This window comes from Enterococcus sp. BSD2780061688st2 D3 (genome assembly GCF_005844145.1).
GTDB classification, from domain to species: domain Bacteria; phylum Bacillota; class Bacilli; order Lactobacillales; family Enterococcaceae; genus Enterococcus_B; species Enterococcus_B durans.
In genome coordinates this window covers 1-14,818 of sequence record NZ_SPHN01000011.1, presented here as the reverse complement: position 1 = coordinate 14,818, position 14,818 = coordinate 1, and the positions used below count along the sequence as shown (strand labels likewise).

Sequence of the window (14,818 nt, the reverse complement as noted above, 5' to 3'; positions counted from 1 at the left end):
TCATTTTTTCTTCTTTATAACTTTCCAAACTTTTCTAATTATATATACGTCAAATTATATCAATAAGTATAAAAATAATAGAATAAATTATCATAAATAATGAAATAATAGAACGCACTATAGAAGATAGATATATTGGAATGTCTTTCTTCTGTGTTTAGAAAGTTTAATAAAATGTGGATTTAATCATTCTATTGAACAATCTTTTATTCTAATGCCGATAATAAGACTATCTAGAACAATATATATACTCACTGTATAACGTTTTATCAAAATTTCGTTCTCCTAGATAAAGATAAAACCTATAAATTTCGTGTAAAGCAATAGAAAAAGGACCCTGCCAAAAGTATTGATGATGGATGAATTTCGTTCGCACGCTTCGATTGAGGATAAAATAAACTTTACTTGTGCAGATGTTAGACAGGAAAACTCATTGATAATTTGCCTACACGCAAATTATCGCGATTAACACACTATTTTATCTTACGGATTTAAATCATTTGAGAACATGAAAATCAAGATTTTTTTGATCAATCAATTGATTCAAGTGAAATAACAAAAAAATCTTAGACAGAAGGTTAGTCTTCTATCCCAGATTTCATTTTACAAAACTCATCAGTCCTTATTGACAAAGAACCCAAATACTTTCAGTCAAATCAAATTTATAGCCTTATGTAAACTTTAATACTCCTTGTAGCACTATGATTAATATTAAATCAATCGTACACCTCAACTTTTGACTTTAATGCGCATTATGCGTATAATGAATATTGTAAGGAGGTAGTCGCGAATGCCACTTACTGGGAAAGAAATGCTCAATCTCGCTAAAAAGCATAAATGGCGAGTGGCGAGAATAACTGGGAGTCATCATATTATGGTGAAAGAAGGCTATCCGCCAGTTCCGATCCCTGTACATAACAAGGACTTGAAAAAGGGAACAGAGCAAAAAATACTAAAGGATTTAGGGCTCAAGTAGCCCTTATCCTTAGTATCAAAACTGAAAGGAATGATGGAAATGAAAAAAAGTTATCCAGCAATTTTTACGCAAGAAGATGATGGATTTTCTGTAGTTTTTCCTGACTTCGCTGGTGCTACTGAGGGAGATAATTTAGAGGATGCTATTTCAAGTGCAAAAGAGTTTTTAGATGGTCTATTAGCCTTTTACATCGATGAGGATCTAGAAATCCCCGAGCCTACTGCTATTAAAGATCTGCAAGAAAATACTGATAATAAATTTGTCTCTTTAATTCAAGGTGATCCTGCTCCTTACGTTCAAAAAAAGACAGTTCGGAAAAATGTCACAATTCCAGAATGGTTAGCTATTCGAGGCGAAAAAGATAAAGCGAATTTTTCACAAATTTTGTCAGATGCCTTATTTAAAAAATATGGTTGATTTTCTCAAGACTAAATGAATAAGCAGAAGAGGTCGAGACAAAAGTCGTTTAGCTTTGAGAAATTGGAGAAAAAAACGAACAATACGTTTTTTGTATTGCTCGTTTTTTTAAATTTCCGAAAAACCTGACTTTTGGATGCCGTTTATTCGAGAGTCTATAGCAAACCTGATGTTAGATTTGTCCCACACTTTCTTTTCATAATTGATTTTTCTTGAATCAAACTATAGTGTGGGAATCTCAAATTTTTTTATTTTTTCTTCAACTAGCTGAATGGCTGTGTCCAGCTTGATTGGTCTGCCAAATTTTTCTGGTAATGAATGTTCACCTAATTCTGGACTATCAATGCCAACATTTAAAATATTTCCAATAGGGAGCATTTTTTGATGGATATGTCCATAGAATCCAAACTGTTTTGGACTGTCTAATAACATCGGATAATGCGTCAAATGGATCGTGCGTTTATGGTACTTGAATTCCAATCCATCTGCAAAAATAAATTTTGGTTGTTGCCGATAGGAATAATTATGCTCGGCTAAATAATCAATCAAATTTTGTTTATCATGATTTCCTCTAATCAAAACAATTTGACCTTTGAGTTTTTTTAATAAGGTGAAGACCTCATGCTCGCTAGAATAGTCCATCGCTAGATCGCCCAAATGATAAATCACATCTTCACCTGATACTTGTTTATTCCACTGCTTGATCAAAAAATCATTCATCTCTGCTACCGTTTTAAAATGGCTACGGGTCGTTACAAATCCATCTTCCCCAAAAATATTCTTATGAAATAAATGCAGATCACTCGTTAGATAAATTGCCATATTATGATTTCCACCTATCTGTTAATCTATCTTTGTTTGATTTTATCTTAGCATAATGATATTCTCAAAACTTTATTTTTGGGTTTTGGGGCAGCGCCCAATTCAAAAAAATAAAAAGAGATTGTCATTTTTATTTTTTTTCGTAATAAATTTAGGGAGGAGACTATTTCAGTGAATGATACTGATTGTACCTCTGGTCTGCCACTTACTGAATGATCTACCGCGGCGAATGTCGCTACCTCTACTGTCACACTTAGTATACTTTCAGATACAGATTTTATCCGTTCTTATGACTATCCAACTTCAAAATCATCTACTGCAATAAATACCCGCTGTGATTTTAAATCCTTACCAGGTAGATAAACTATTTCTTGTTCTCTATTTTTTTCCAACAAGAGACGTTGTGTCAAATCTCCAACTCGAGAATCCACTAAATTCATCTCAGATAAACTAACAAAATTATTAATTTGCTTTAGTCGTTCAGGATGCTTTAACAGATATTTTTTCCCCAACAATCTGTATCTTTCTCTAACTATTGGTCTATATTTCTCCTTGATAAATTTATCAACTGTCAAATAAAAGCTAGTATCATATTGCTCTTTCATTTGTTCGGTTAACTCTTGAATAACTGAATTTTTTTCACCTAGTTTCATCCTAATCGCAATTTCGGAAAGTTCAGCTTGTATGCTTAATTGATCTGCTTCATAAACTATTTTCATTGTGAAATTTATATCTTGAATTTTTTCTTCAAGTGCCGAAAGTTTATCCTTTTCAAAAAAAGCTTTTGACTTAAAATCTTCCAATTCTTCAAGTTGACGCAATAGCCGTACTCTATATTCCTCGTATACATTTTTAGCATCTTTCAATAAGGTACGTATTTCCCCGATATCATGATCATCGGCATTTTGCTTGTTGGCGATTTTTAATAATCTATCTTTTACAGTCAAAAGTAATCCAATTTTCTCATCATGATGGTAGTTGATGAGTTCATCGATTCTTTCAGATATGCTCTCCATCTGCGCATTGATTTGATGTAAGTAATATTGTCCAGAAACAAGTGCCATCGCTTGCATACTTGCTGAAATTGCTACCATTGGATTCGCTTTAATCACATCTGTTACTTCAACAAATCCTTGATGCCCTACTAACTTTTTCGCTACATTACGAACCATTGTAGAATAACTACCATCAGCGAATTTTGAAAGTTTCTCAGGACTAACTGATGTAGTAAATAACCCATTGGGAGCTGCTTGGGCAAGTTGATTTATTGTAAAAGATTGTTGCATGAATGGCATAGAAGCATTTACAAGTTTTCCACTAACATTATTCACATTGGAAAATGCAACTTCACGGTACTTTTTTGTTGATGCCTCTCCAACATTTGGTCGCTTAAAGAATAATTCCTTACCTAAACTGTTTTTAAGTAGTAACTCGGTTGCTGTCGATAAATCTCGATAATCCTCTTCTGCTATTACCTCATGTATGTTGTCACTCTTTTTTAACTCGGTTGTATCTTGTAACCCTTTCCTTGTACTATTTTTATATCTGCTCTTTCTTACAAAGAAAGATACTCCAACAACTGCTATAAAAAGGAAAAAAATTACAATTATTATCCCCATAGTTTTACCATCCTCTAATTAAAATTTATACTCATTATATCAGTATATGACTCTATTTTAACTATGCTTTACAGAATATATATATTCAATAAATATTCAAATTATAATCATTATACTGATATTAATAAAAATAACTCCAGAAAACTATTTACTAAAAAGAATATTTTAAAATAAGAAGTTCATGAAGTAATTTAGGAAACAACATTATTTATATACGCTTGGGAACAGCGTAAGTCATCTAGCCTGATGTCATTTTCAAATGGTATTAATGCTCCAAAAGAGAATTATGGTAAAGGTCGTAAAATGATTAGTGTAATGGATATCCTTGATGAGCAGCCTATAAAGTATGAGTATATTCGAAATTCTGTTCAAGTTGATGCAAAAATTGAATCAAAAAATAAAATTGAGTATGGAGATTTAGTCTTCGTTAGATCATCTGAAGTTCCAGAAGAAGTAGGATGGGCTAAAGCCTACTTAGAGGAAGAATATGCTTTATATAGTGGATTTTCGATTCGAGGGAAGAAAATAAATGAGTTTAATCCTTACTTCGTTGAACTTACATTAAATTCTATCAACAGAAAACAAATAGAAAGAAAGGCAGGCGGTAGTACCCGATTTAATGTTAGTCAAACTATTTTGAATAGCTTAGAGCTACTAATGCCGAAAATTGAAGAACAGAATAAAATTGATAAATTCTTCAAACAACTCGACGACACTATCGCTCTTCATCAGGATAAGTTAAACAAATTGAAGCGATTAAAAAAGGGATTCTTACAGGTTTTATTTGCAAATAAAACAACTAGTCCAAAAGTCCGATTTGCAAATTTCACCGAAGAATGGGAACAGCGTAAGCTATCTGATGTGGCTAGTATTGTCGGAGGTGGCACGCCAAGCACAAGTAATCCTGAGTATTGGGAGGGTGACATTGACTGGTACGCTCCAGCTGAAATTGGTGACCAAATTTACGTTAATAAAAGTCTGAAAACAATTACTGAATTAGGTCAACAAAAGAGCTCTGCTAAGATTTTGCCAATTGGAACTGTTCTTTTTACCTCTCGTGCAGGGATTGGAAATACTGCGATACTGGCGAAAGAAGGCACAACAAACCAAGGTTTTCAATCAATTGTTCCACACGAAAACAAACTCGATAGTTATTTCATTTTTTCAAGAACTCACGAGTTGAAACGATATGGTGAAGTAACTGGTGCAGGGTCAACTTTTGCGGAAGTGTCAGGTAAGCAAATGGCAAAAATGCCAATCCTGATACCATGTATTGATGAACAAAGAAAAATTGGGGCATTCTTTGAACAACTCGACAACACCATCGCTCTTCATCAAAATAAATTAAAAATTCTCAAACAATTAAAAAAATCTTTCCTACAAAAAATGTTTATATAAAAAGGCGCAAAAGCGCCTTTTTATTATACTAGAGAAGCCAATTGTCTCATAATTTTATCATTGTCTTGGTTTTCTAGTTCTTGAATAATGTGAAGGTAAGTTTCTTGAGTTGTGGTCATACTAGAATGGCCTAGTCTTTTGGCAACACTTGCTATTGATACACCAGCAAATAGTAACAATGAGGCATGTGTATGTCTTAAAGAATGAACCGTTATGACAGGTATTTTTGCCTTAGTACATAAAACTTTCATACGATTATTGATCGTAGAATTAAAAACACGTTTTTTAACAAATATTGGTTTGTCACATTCTAAATCTTTTATTAATTGTGAAAATTGCATAGCTAGTTGCCAATCCATTTGAATTTTTCGAATTGAGGACACGTTTTTTGTAGCCTGAAATTCTCCTTTCGAATTACGATAATTCCATGTTTTATTAACAATTATTTTTTGATGAAAAAAATCAAAATCATCAGGTGTAAGTGCTAATGCCTCAGAAAATCTTAAACCAGTTTTTGTTATTAATAAAATAAACCAATCCCAATTTAATTCTTGTTTTAAATCTAATTCACGTAATAATAACTGAACTTCATGTTGATTTAAAAACTTTGGTTTCTTTTCTTTGGGTACTTTGCCTTTAATGATAATTTTACGAGTAGGATTTTGAGACAATATCCCTTCATCGACTGCATCTAATATAGCTCCTTTGACTTGGTGATGAAAATCCATCGTAGTTTGTTTTTCATGATTTTCTGCATATGCATTCAGTAAAGTTTGATAGCTCCTTCTATCTAGATCACAAAGTCGCATATCTGGTGCTAGCTTAGTCACCCAATGTAAACTCATATAATATTTTTCTAGAGTTATTGAACGAATAGAACCAACTTTATACAATTCTATCCATTCCTCAAAATACTTGTAAAACAGCTGTGTCTTTCTTTTTTTCAATAGAAAATCCTCCTACTAATTTTTAATATTACCCACTAATTATTAGGAAGTTTAAGCTGATTGTGAAGATTTATTTTCAAATAAACATTAATTGGAGAAAAGCTTTTTTTAATTGTTTAAGACTAGATATTTTTTTTTGATTAAGAGTGATAGTGTCATCAACTTTTTTAAAGAAACATCCAATTGCGTTTTGTTCCTCATAGTTTGGAATCATAATTTTAAAATTGGAATACTCTTCAGCGTTAACTCCTGGTTGACCGGAACGTTGCGAAGTAATCTTAATAAACTGGTTATAGCTATCATTAAAAGTTGTTTGAAATACGAATTCTGAGCTAATTTTAGATTTTATTCTAGCTCGAATGAGGAATCCTGCATAGTAAACTAGTCCATCACTTTCTCTATAAATGTATGTTTTTCCAACACTTGCTCCAGTTCTCGCAAAAAGGATATCACCTTTTTTAAGTTTGTAATTATCAGCATTTGCAAAATCAATATCTGGGGAGGTTACTCCACTTTGATTAAACTTGTGACTGATATCATCAATATCAGTAATACGAATATACTTATTACTTCCATCGAATTTTTTAGCAGATGCATTTAGCCCATATTCAAAACTTTCAGCTAATTCCCCCAATTTACGCTGTTCCCATTCTTCGTTGAATTTTGCAAATCGGACTTTTGGACTAGTTGTTTTATTTGCAAATAAAACCTGTAAGAATCCCTTTTTTAATCGCTTCAATTTGTTTAACTTATCCTGATGAAGAGCGAGAGTATCGTCCAGTTGTTTGAAGAATGAACCGATTTTTTGTTGTTCAACATGTTCAGGGATAGTAACTTCAAATTTTTTCATTTCTGAAGCCAAAATATGCTTAATAGTATTACCTGTAGTTATATTTTCTAGTTTCCTTTTTGCTGTTAATGTTTGAAATTGATAATTTAAGAAGAAAGGACTAGTTTTTGTTTTATAATTTGAGAACATAATTAATGCATGTGCTGCTGTCTTATCTAAATCTTCTGGTATTACTGCTGTGTGTCCTACATGACCAGATTGGACCATTACAATATCGTTTGTATGCAACCATTTATCTTTTTGTTTCTCATAAAATTCATCATTTATAAATACTTCGGTATTTCGATTTATTCTTCCATCCTTAACATTATTTGATTCAAGATAAAAATGACCTTCATCAACATAGTATGGAGTTGCTGTTCCCACAAAAGCATTGCTAATTTTCCCAAATATTTCGTCTAACTTACGCTGTTCCCAATCTTGGACAAACCCTTCAAATCTCAGTTTTGGAACTTTTTTTTCATCCATTATTTAAACACTCCTTTAGCTGCCTCTATTATATCTTTCGTTTCAGGAGTAATCGCTAGTTCATTAAGCATAGCTGAAAAATCTGCCTCTGCTTGTTTAATTTCAGCATTCAATTTGCTAATTTCTTGACTTACTTCAACAATATCAATTGGCTCCTCCTCTTCGAAAGTATCAACATAACGAGGGATGTTTAAATTATAGTCATTCTCCTTGATTTCCTTCAATGTTGCTAAATGCGAGTATTTTTCTTCTTCTTTGCGATTGACCACAGTATCAACAATCTTTTCTACATCATTTGAACCTAGTTGTTTTTGGTTTTTCAATTTTTTAAATCCCTTACTTGCATCAACAAATAAGATATCTGAATCAACACGATTTTTTCTTAGTATTAGAACACAAACAGGAATGGATGTATTTAAAAACAATTTATCAGGAAATCCAATGATTGCTTCTATCTGATGTCGCTCAACCAATGCTTTCCGAATACGACCTTCGGCAGCGCCGCGGAATAATACACCATGGGGTAAAATAATCGCCATACGTCCGCGATCTTCCAAGTGATATAAACAATGTAAAAGAAATGCATAGTCTGCTTTTGTTTTAGGAGCAATCCCATACTCCCGCCAACGAGGATCATCTTCACGCTCTTTATTATTCCAATGTGCTGAATAAGGTGGATTAGCCATCACTGCACTAAACATTCTTGGATTATCTTTTCCATCTACCACACCGTCAGGCCAATCGCTTTCCAGTGAATCTGCATGATTGATATTGATGTCATTGTATTCAATCCCATGCATCATCAAGTTCATTCTTGCCAAACGATAAGGTGTCGCATCCTTCTCTTGACCAAAATACTTAATCATCCCACGTTTACCAGAATTTTTCATGTAACTTGCAGTAGTAAGTAGCAATGACCCTGAACCAACCGTCGGATCATAAATTGAAAAGTTGTCTTCCTCTTCTCTTCCTGCTGTTAAGATACGTGCCATTACTTGAGAAATTTCTTTTGGCGTATAATATTGCCCCATATCAGAAGCTAGTACCGTAGCGAATTGAGCAAGTAAATACTCATAGATATCTGAAACAGTATCTTTTCCATTTGAAAAATCAAATTCGGGTGAAGAAAGCAATTCAATTATAGAAATCATTACGCTGGCACGTGCTTGAGCATTCGCTCCTAAATCAGCACTATCAAAGCGCATGCCATCAAATATACCTTCAAAATCTCCCTTAGCTTCGAAGTCAATTTGTTGATTAAAGTGGCCAAATGCCTCTGTCATCATCCCAATATTAAAGCGATCTTCATCAATTGCTTTTTTCCAATCATTAAAGAAATCATTTGGTTGAATTCCATAACCAAGATTCTTCTTCATATACTCTAAGGCTTTGGCAGAATTTTGGGTATAAACACTCTCCCACGTTTCACCACGTAAAACTCCCTCTAACCAATGAGTCGCTTTTTCTGATAAATATTTGTAAAATAAAATACCAAAAATATAATCTTTATAGGCTGTTAGACCAATTTGCCCACGTGTTTGATTGAGCATTGCCCACATTTTTGTTTTTTGTTCATTTGATAATGCCATTCACTATTTCCTTCTTTTCTATAAATTCTTTAAACTCAGATCAAGTTTTCTTACAAAGAATTGAAAAAGTCCATCATTGCTTCTTCAAATCCTGCTGCACCAAAGAAACCAATTTTTTCTTCTTCTTCAATTTCATGTACAATATCTGCTAATTTTGGGTTGTCATTAAGTGTATGACCTGGAAGATACAAATCAAAAGCTTCTACAATCCGATTGCCATTGACGTCTTGATTTGCTGCCCAACGACGAATTTTCAATTCTTTACGTTCTGTTCGATATTTCTTTCGTGTTGCTTGAAGTGTTTCTTTCGTGAAGTGTTCTGTAATTTCACCAGTTTCAATACCATCGATGATTTCACTAATCTCTTCACGGCTTTCATTATCCATCGGTAGAATATGTTTATTGATTTCTTCTTTATTTTCTTCAGTCTTCTCGTCCATAAAGGTATTTAGAAGTTCTACTAGCATATCATAATCGATAATTTGATGGTCGTACAATTCGATGCCAACTTTAATCTCAGTAATATCTGGGCGTTCATCTTCAGGTAATCTTTCTCTAGCATCATTCAAACGGGCTTGCAAAGCTCCGAATTCTTCAATACTGGAAATATCTAAACGAACCTTTTTACCTGTTGGTTCATGATGATCATCCAGTTCATCAATCTCGCTACCAAGGTCATAGCCCTGTTGTACTAATCTTTGAATTTTATTTTGAGTAGCCAATGCAAGACCTACAAATTCTTTTAAATCTTTCTTTCCTTTTGGAGTTTGACTGAAGTCCTCACCCGCCAATTCCTTTAGCCTACTCACAGCTTCTTGTAAATCATTTATCTGCTGGCTTTGCGGTTTAGCCAAAATATCGTCGTTCTCTAGGTCTTTTGTACGCTCATTTTCTGAACCTTCTTCTGCTTCTTGGAGCGTATCATTTCCACCACGTGTGTATATGCGTAAGGCATTTTCCACAAACTCTTTCATTTCATCTCCTTGACGATAGAAACGAACTTTCCCATGTGGTTTACTATTACGATCTAATGTACGATTCGTACGAGACATAGCCTGAATTAACATACCTTCACGTAACATCTTATCCATATAAATCATATTCACAAACTTGGAATCAAATCCTGTAAGTAGTTGGTCAGAAACAATCACTAAATCTAATCTCTCTTCTTTTTTCCCTTGGTTGTATGGTTTTTTACGTGCCAATCGTTTCGTAATGTCAATCATATATGCGCGAGCTGGATCTTTCGCGTTCAAAATACTTGGGACATTAAATTTTTGTGTATAGTCCAAAATTGCTTTTTTTAACGCTTCATTTTGTTCCTTTGTACCATGTTCATTTGATTCATCACGAGAAAAGGTCATAGCCACATTTAAATATGGCGCTTTTTCTTTAAATATATTGTAGTAATGAACAACTGCCTGCTTACCAGATACAGCTAACATTGCTTGAAATGCATTTTCCTCTCTCTTTCCAGCAATCAAAGCCCCACTGGATGTCTTTTTCCAATTATCAAGGATATCTTGCACTACTTCTTGACGGTATACATCACTTTGATAGACTTCTTTTTCATATTCCTTTTCGTTAAAATCATTTTGTGGGTTTTCCACAACCCAGTGAGGTTTAAAATAAGTGACGTCAAAGCCCAAAACATTACCATCCCCGATTGCATCTTTGATAGTATAGGTATGCAGACGTCTACCAAAAATATCGTGTGTCGAAATATCTCGCGTAGTTTGAACATCATTTATTTCATCGCTATAAAAATTAGGTGTTCCTGTAAAGCCAAACCATGTTGTATTTTTAAATGCCTCTTTGATTAAATGAACGGATTCACCACTTGCACTTCGATGAGCTTCATCCATAATAATCACGTTCCAGTCATCATTTTTTAAGCCTTTCTTTACTGCTTTTGTCAGTCCTTGTACAGAAATCAATAAAATTTGAGAAGCCCCTTTTTTCTTCAACTCGTTTTTTAATTGTTTCCCATTCACTTTTTTTATGCGCTTTTTAAAATGAATATACGCAAAATCTCTAAAATTTTCGAGAGTTTGATCAATTAAATCCACGCGATCTACGATAAACAATACATTCTTAATCCTTGGTGCAGATGCAAGCAATTGTGCTACCTTGAAGGATGTGACAGTTTTTCCTGAGCCTGTCGTATGCCAAATATACCCACCTTCCTTTTGAATCAAACCACTTGTTTCCATATCTTTCATACGTTGTAAAATTGTTCGTGTGGCTTGTATTTGATAACTACGCATCACCATCAAATTATCGCTTGACGCATCTGGTATCATATTAACCGTTACAAGTCTATGAAGGGCAGGAATTCCTAATACTTGATGAGTAAATTCAAATGCGTCTGTAATATCTTTATTGTTGTCATCACGCCAACCAAATACAAATGTTTTATTGTAATGCTCAAAAGCATTCGGACGTGCAAAGTAATGTGCTGAATGTTGGCTCATGATGAATTGAACCTGAACAAAAGAAAATAGCCCGGTGTATAATCCATCACCATGGTATCCTTTTAATTGTTCAAAAGCGTGCCATTGATTTTGCAAATGCTCGTCTTTTTCCTCAATATGGACGACTGGAATACCGTTTATAAGTAAAGCCACGTCAATTATACGTTTTGTTGTCAGCCCTTTGGGTAAATCACAAAAGTTGATCTGATTAACAACTTCATAACGGGATCGGCCCCCAGCTACATCATCTTCATAAAAGATTTCTACCTCTAAGCTGGAACTATCATCGCGAATAATGGGGATTGATCCTACTCCTCCCGCGCCAACTAATAGTAGTTGTGCATCATAAGGAGTTCGAATACGGCGTAGTTCCTCAAGAATTAAACCAAATTCTATATCTGATAATGGTATGCCATTTAATTTATGTGCATTTATTTCGTTCAAAACGTCACGCCAATGTTGTTCCAGTTTTTTTATACTAACATTGGAAAAATCTTTACGATACGTCCATCCTTCAGCTTCAAGTTTTTTTATTAACGCTTCTTCAAATTTCGCTTCAGCCAATTAAGCCCACCCCTTCAGTCAGATAGTAGAAATTCTTTTCAGATCATGCATTGATAGTCATATTTACTAACACTATCTTCCTATTTTTATTAGTTTTTACGGATACTATATACAGATTTATTATATCATGAATCAACCTTTAAATTTAAAAGCCAAATAAATAAGTATATTTATACTATTTTTATCTTCTAAAGATATTCTATAAATTTATACAGAATACTTAAAAATTTAATGATATTTGAATTAATAAAAATAACAAAAAAAATCATACTAATTAAATCTATTTATTTTGAATATACTACCGATTATTGAAACCATCTCTTTAACATAAAAATATTTATTTCTCTTAAAAATTACTTACGTATATCAATAGATTTACTTTTCGACTAACAATCAATTATTATATAGTCACATGTTGCACATCCTTAAAGATCATAAAAAAAAGCAAAAGAAAAAAGGCTTACGCCCTTTATCAAAAAACTATGCGGAGTATCTCTCTCTACGCCATGCGATTGCAATGTTATTCGGTCACACATTCTGCAATACCGTACCAGTCGGAGCGACCGCTGGCATATTGCAGCCTTACGAGATGTGGTCAGGCATGACAGCCTACAAATTTCACAGGAGCATTCGGTATATTTATGAAATAATCATTATATTTCCGCCTTCTGCTACTCTCACGCATTTCTTGTCTTATAGATCATTTCTAATCATTTCACAGCGAGGGACTTCTTTGGATACTTCCGTCAGTGTTAAATGCCAATCCCTTGCCATTTTCTTTACGGAGGGGCTAAATCTTATCAACTTAGCTTTCTATTGTCGTCCCGACAAGTCTGCTACCTTACATCTGGTCACACTTTGCACACGTTCTTTGCGTTCCAATGCTTTTACATTGACTTTCCTCTTGTTACCAAGAATACTCACTTGATACGCAACAGTATCCCATTACGTCATCAACAACGACTTATTCCCAAACGTTCCTTGACGAGTTGCTTAGACCCTTATACACAAGGTTCTGCATCGTTTTTTGATAAAAAGTATCAACCTTTCACCATTTCCCTGTAAAATAATTGTCCCATATCTAAAAACAATTTACAATCGTTTTCAAAAAGAACATTCATTTTTTATTCCTGATTTTGAAAAGTATCGTCAGAAGAAAATTTTAGCCCAAATAAATTGGTTCTAATCTCGCTATTTTTGACTGCACATAGACTTTTGCACAGATAAATTCACTACGCCAATATTATGTAAAAACTTCATCTGACACGTTCAATAAGTATCTCATGTGTTTCTACTATCATTTCTAAAAAAGTGATCATGAAACAAGGTAATACAAACGTTGAATGTGGCCAATCTTACTTGTATTCGAGAAGCTGGGTACTATGACCAAAGATGTTAGATTATATTAAGCTGTGTATGCTATTGCAAAATGATTATCGTATTATCCACAAAGTAACACTGTTGCTCTTCTTATGAAACACTGAATTTGATACTGTTGCTCATATTTCATTCTAGATAATTTCTCATTTTTTATTTACAAAGAGAAAAAAGCTAAAACCCTTATATATCAAGGGTTCTAGCTTACAACTGGGTTCTACCCCACACTACCTTCCATATAGATTTTTAAATTACACACTAGTTTAAACTAAAACAAACAAGGAAAAACTTACCATTTAATCAAAAAATTAGCTCATATGAATATATTAGAATGTAAATTAGACTGGTCAAAATCTGGTCAAAAAAGAGGACGAATACAGGTAGTCCTCTTTTTTGTTATTTTGATATTCTAAATCATTTTTTATTGGATTATTCCCTTGTTCGATATAGACCCAAATTGATCTATCAATAATTATCAAACTGAGTCATATAGAGACAAAAATTTCAAAAATGACCTGTTAAATGGTCATCGAATATCATTTAAAATCAATACGACGGAGTCAGACACGGAGTCAAAACAAGCCCGCTGAGAGTAAAAAATATACAGTCCCATAGGTAAAGTGCCACAGGACTGTATATTTTTTTATTTGAGATTACCTGAAATGATTCCATTTACTTTTTATCTCATTTTTTCCTACTAGTTAGTATCAAATACTCTCCTATTTTCTCAATAAACTATTTTGGGTTACATGGTATCTGAAACAGCTAAAACCTTGTCATTACAGCAAAAAATCACTTTATCTTCGTTTCATTTCAGATACATTTCACTTAAGCGGATTCCAAAAAAACAAAAGAAAAAGGAACCCCTAGTTAGCCTATGCTTTTTATTGATTCCTCTCAAAACACGGTCATATAACAACGGGGTGGGGTAAACGAATGAAAAAGGTGGAGGAAACATTATTCAATAGCTGTCTTAAATACTTCGTTATAAAATGTGAACAAATAAAAGACATCTATCCCTATTTTCTACACTTCCACTTTACTACCATCTTTGAATCGTACAATTTTCTTAACTCTTCTCGTTTACCTCAATTCATTCTCAAGTGGAATCAACTCATCATCTAACATTTTACGCCAGGCTCGCTTCATTTCTTGTGGGTATTTAAATGGCTTCGCTTCTGGATGCTTAGCTTTATATCCTTCGTAATCCTTACTGTTGATAATTGCTTTCATATTAGGGATTGGATCTTCACCTGGCATATATTGCAGATTAGAAGCATGTAATTCTTTCTCAGAAACAAACCACTCATTGGAAAA

General features: G+C 33.5%; 10 protein-coding genes and 1 pseudogene. 4 read left to right on the top strand and 7 right to left on the bottom strand.

What is annotated here, in order from left to right; all coding sequences use genetic code 11:
• Positions 1–328 precede the first annotated feature (328 nt).
• From FGQ66_RS09715 to FGQ66_RS09705, 3 genes and pseudogenes are all read left to right on the top strand, one after another.
• Positions 329–483: pseudogene (locus FGQ66_RS09715) on the top strand (ISL3 family transposase); the annotation flags it as partial.
• A 307-nt stretch (positions 484–790) separates the two neighbouring features.
• Positions 791–976: a type II toxin-antitoxin system HicA family toxin gene (locus tag FGQ66_RS09710; protein ID WP_138302289.1), complete on the top strand. Its 186-nt coding sequence runs from the start codon at positions 791–793 to the stop codon at positions 974–976.
• 39 nt (positions 977–1,015) lie between these two features.
• Positions 1,016–1,393: a type II toxin-antitoxin system HicB family antitoxin gene (locus tag FGQ66_RS09705; protein WP_138302288.1), complete on the top strand. Its 378-nt coding sequence runs from the start codon at positions 1,016–1,018 to the stop codon at positions 1,391–1,393.
• A 222-nt stretch (positions 1,394–1,615) separates the two neighbouring features.
• On the opposite strand, the gene FGQ66_RS09700 is transcribed toward FGQ66_RS09705, so the two are convergent.
• Both FGQ66_RS09700 and FGQ66_RS09695 read right to left on the bottom strand, forming a co-directional pair.
• Positions 1,616–2,215 (bottom strand): metallophosphoesterase family protein, encoded by a 600-nt coding sequence (locus FGQ66_RS09700; protein ID WP_138302287.1) that lies wholly within the window; start codon positions 2,213–2,215, stop codon positions 1,616–1,618.
• 293 nt (positions 2,216–2,508) lie between these two features.
• Positions 2,509–3,834, bottom strand: coding sequence for a hypothetical protein (locus tag FGQ66_RS09695; protein ID WP_138302286.1), 1,326 nt, complete (start codon positions 3,832–3,834; stop codon positions 2,509–2,511).
• A gap of 246 nt (positions 3,835–4,080) precedes the next feature.
• Between FGQ66_RS09695 and FGQ66_RS09690 the strand changes: the two genes are divergently transcribed.
• Positions 4,081–5,232, top strand: a complete 1,152-nt coding sequence (locus FGQ66_RS09690; protein WP_138302285.1) for a restriction endonuclease subunit S — start codon at positions 4,081–4,083, stop codon at positions 5,230–5,232.
• 23 nt (positions 5,233–5,255) lie between these two features.
• Here the strand turns inward: FGQ66_RS09690 and FGQ66_RS09685 are convergent, their stop codons facing one another.
• The 5 genes from FGQ66_RS09685 to FGQ66_RS09660 all read right to left on the bottom strand — a co-directional run.
• The gene (locus FGQ66_RS09685; protein ID WP_138302284.1) at positions 5,256–6,179 is read right to left on the bottom strand and encodes a site-specific integrase; all 924 of its coding nucleotides are present in this window, start codon (positions 6,177–6,179) and stop codon (positions 5,256–5,258) included.
• A 76-nt stretch (positions 6,180–6,255) separates the two neighbouring features.
• Positions 6,256–7,497 carry a restriction endonuclease subunit S gene (locus FGQ66_RS15300; RefSeq protein WP_212745822.1) on the bottom strand — a complete coding sequence of 414 codons (1,242 nt, stop codon included), beginning with the start codon at positions 7,495–7,497 and terminating at the stop codon, positions 6,256–6,258.
• Positions 7,497–9,086 (bottom strand): type I restriction-modification system subunit M, encoded by a 1,590-nt coding sequence (locus FGQ66_RS09675; RefSeq protein ID WP_138302283.1) that lies wholly within the window; start codon positions 9,084–9,086, stop codon positions 7,497–7,499. Before FGQ66_RS09675 ends, FGQ66_RS15300 begins: the two co-directional genes overlap by 1 nt.
• A 50-nt stretch (positions 9,087–9,136) precedes the next feature.
• The gene (locus FGQ66_RS09670; RefSeq protein WP_138302282.1) at positions 9,137–12,124 is read right to left on the bottom strand and encodes a type I restriction endonuclease subunit R; all 2,988 of its coding nucleotides are present in this window, start codon (positions 12,122–12,124) and stop codon (positions 9,137–9,139) included.
• A gap of 2,460 nt (positions 12,125–14,584) precedes the next feature.
• Positions 14,585–14,818, bottom strand: a 234-nt coding sequence (locus FGQ66_RS09660; protein WP_412766604.1) for a type I restriction endonuclease subunit S, incomplete at its 5' end; no start/stop codon positions are given.

Coding starts and splice junctions, on each gene's coding strand:
- FGQ66_RS09695 (WP_138302286.1), bottom strand. CDS start 3,834: ATGGGGATAATAATTGTAATTTTTTTCCTTTTTATAGCAGTTGTTGGA.
- FGQ66_RS09690 (WP_138302285.1), top strand. CDS start 4,081: ATGTCATTTTCAAATGGTATTAATGCTCCAAAAGAGAATTATGGTAAA.
- FGQ66_RS09700 (WP_138302287.1), bottom strand. CDS start 2,215: ATGGCAATTTATCTAACGAGTGATCTGCATTTATTTCATAAGAATATT.
- FGQ66_RS09705 (WP_138302288.1), top strand. CDS start 1,016: ATGAAAAAAAGTTATCCAGCAATTTTTACGCAAGAAGATGATGGATTT.
- FGQ66_RS09675 (WP_138302283.1), bottom strand. CDS start 9,086: ATGGCATTATCAAATGAACAAAAAACAAAAATGTGGGCAATGCTCAAT.
- FGQ66_RS09710 (WP_138302289.1), top strand. CDS start 791: ATGCCACTTACTGGGAAAGAAATGCTCAATCTCGCTAAAAAGCATAAA.
- FGQ66_RS15300 (WP_212745822.1), bottom strand. CDS start 7,497: ATGGATGAAAAAAAAGTTCCAAAACTGAGATTTGAAGGGTTTGTCCAA.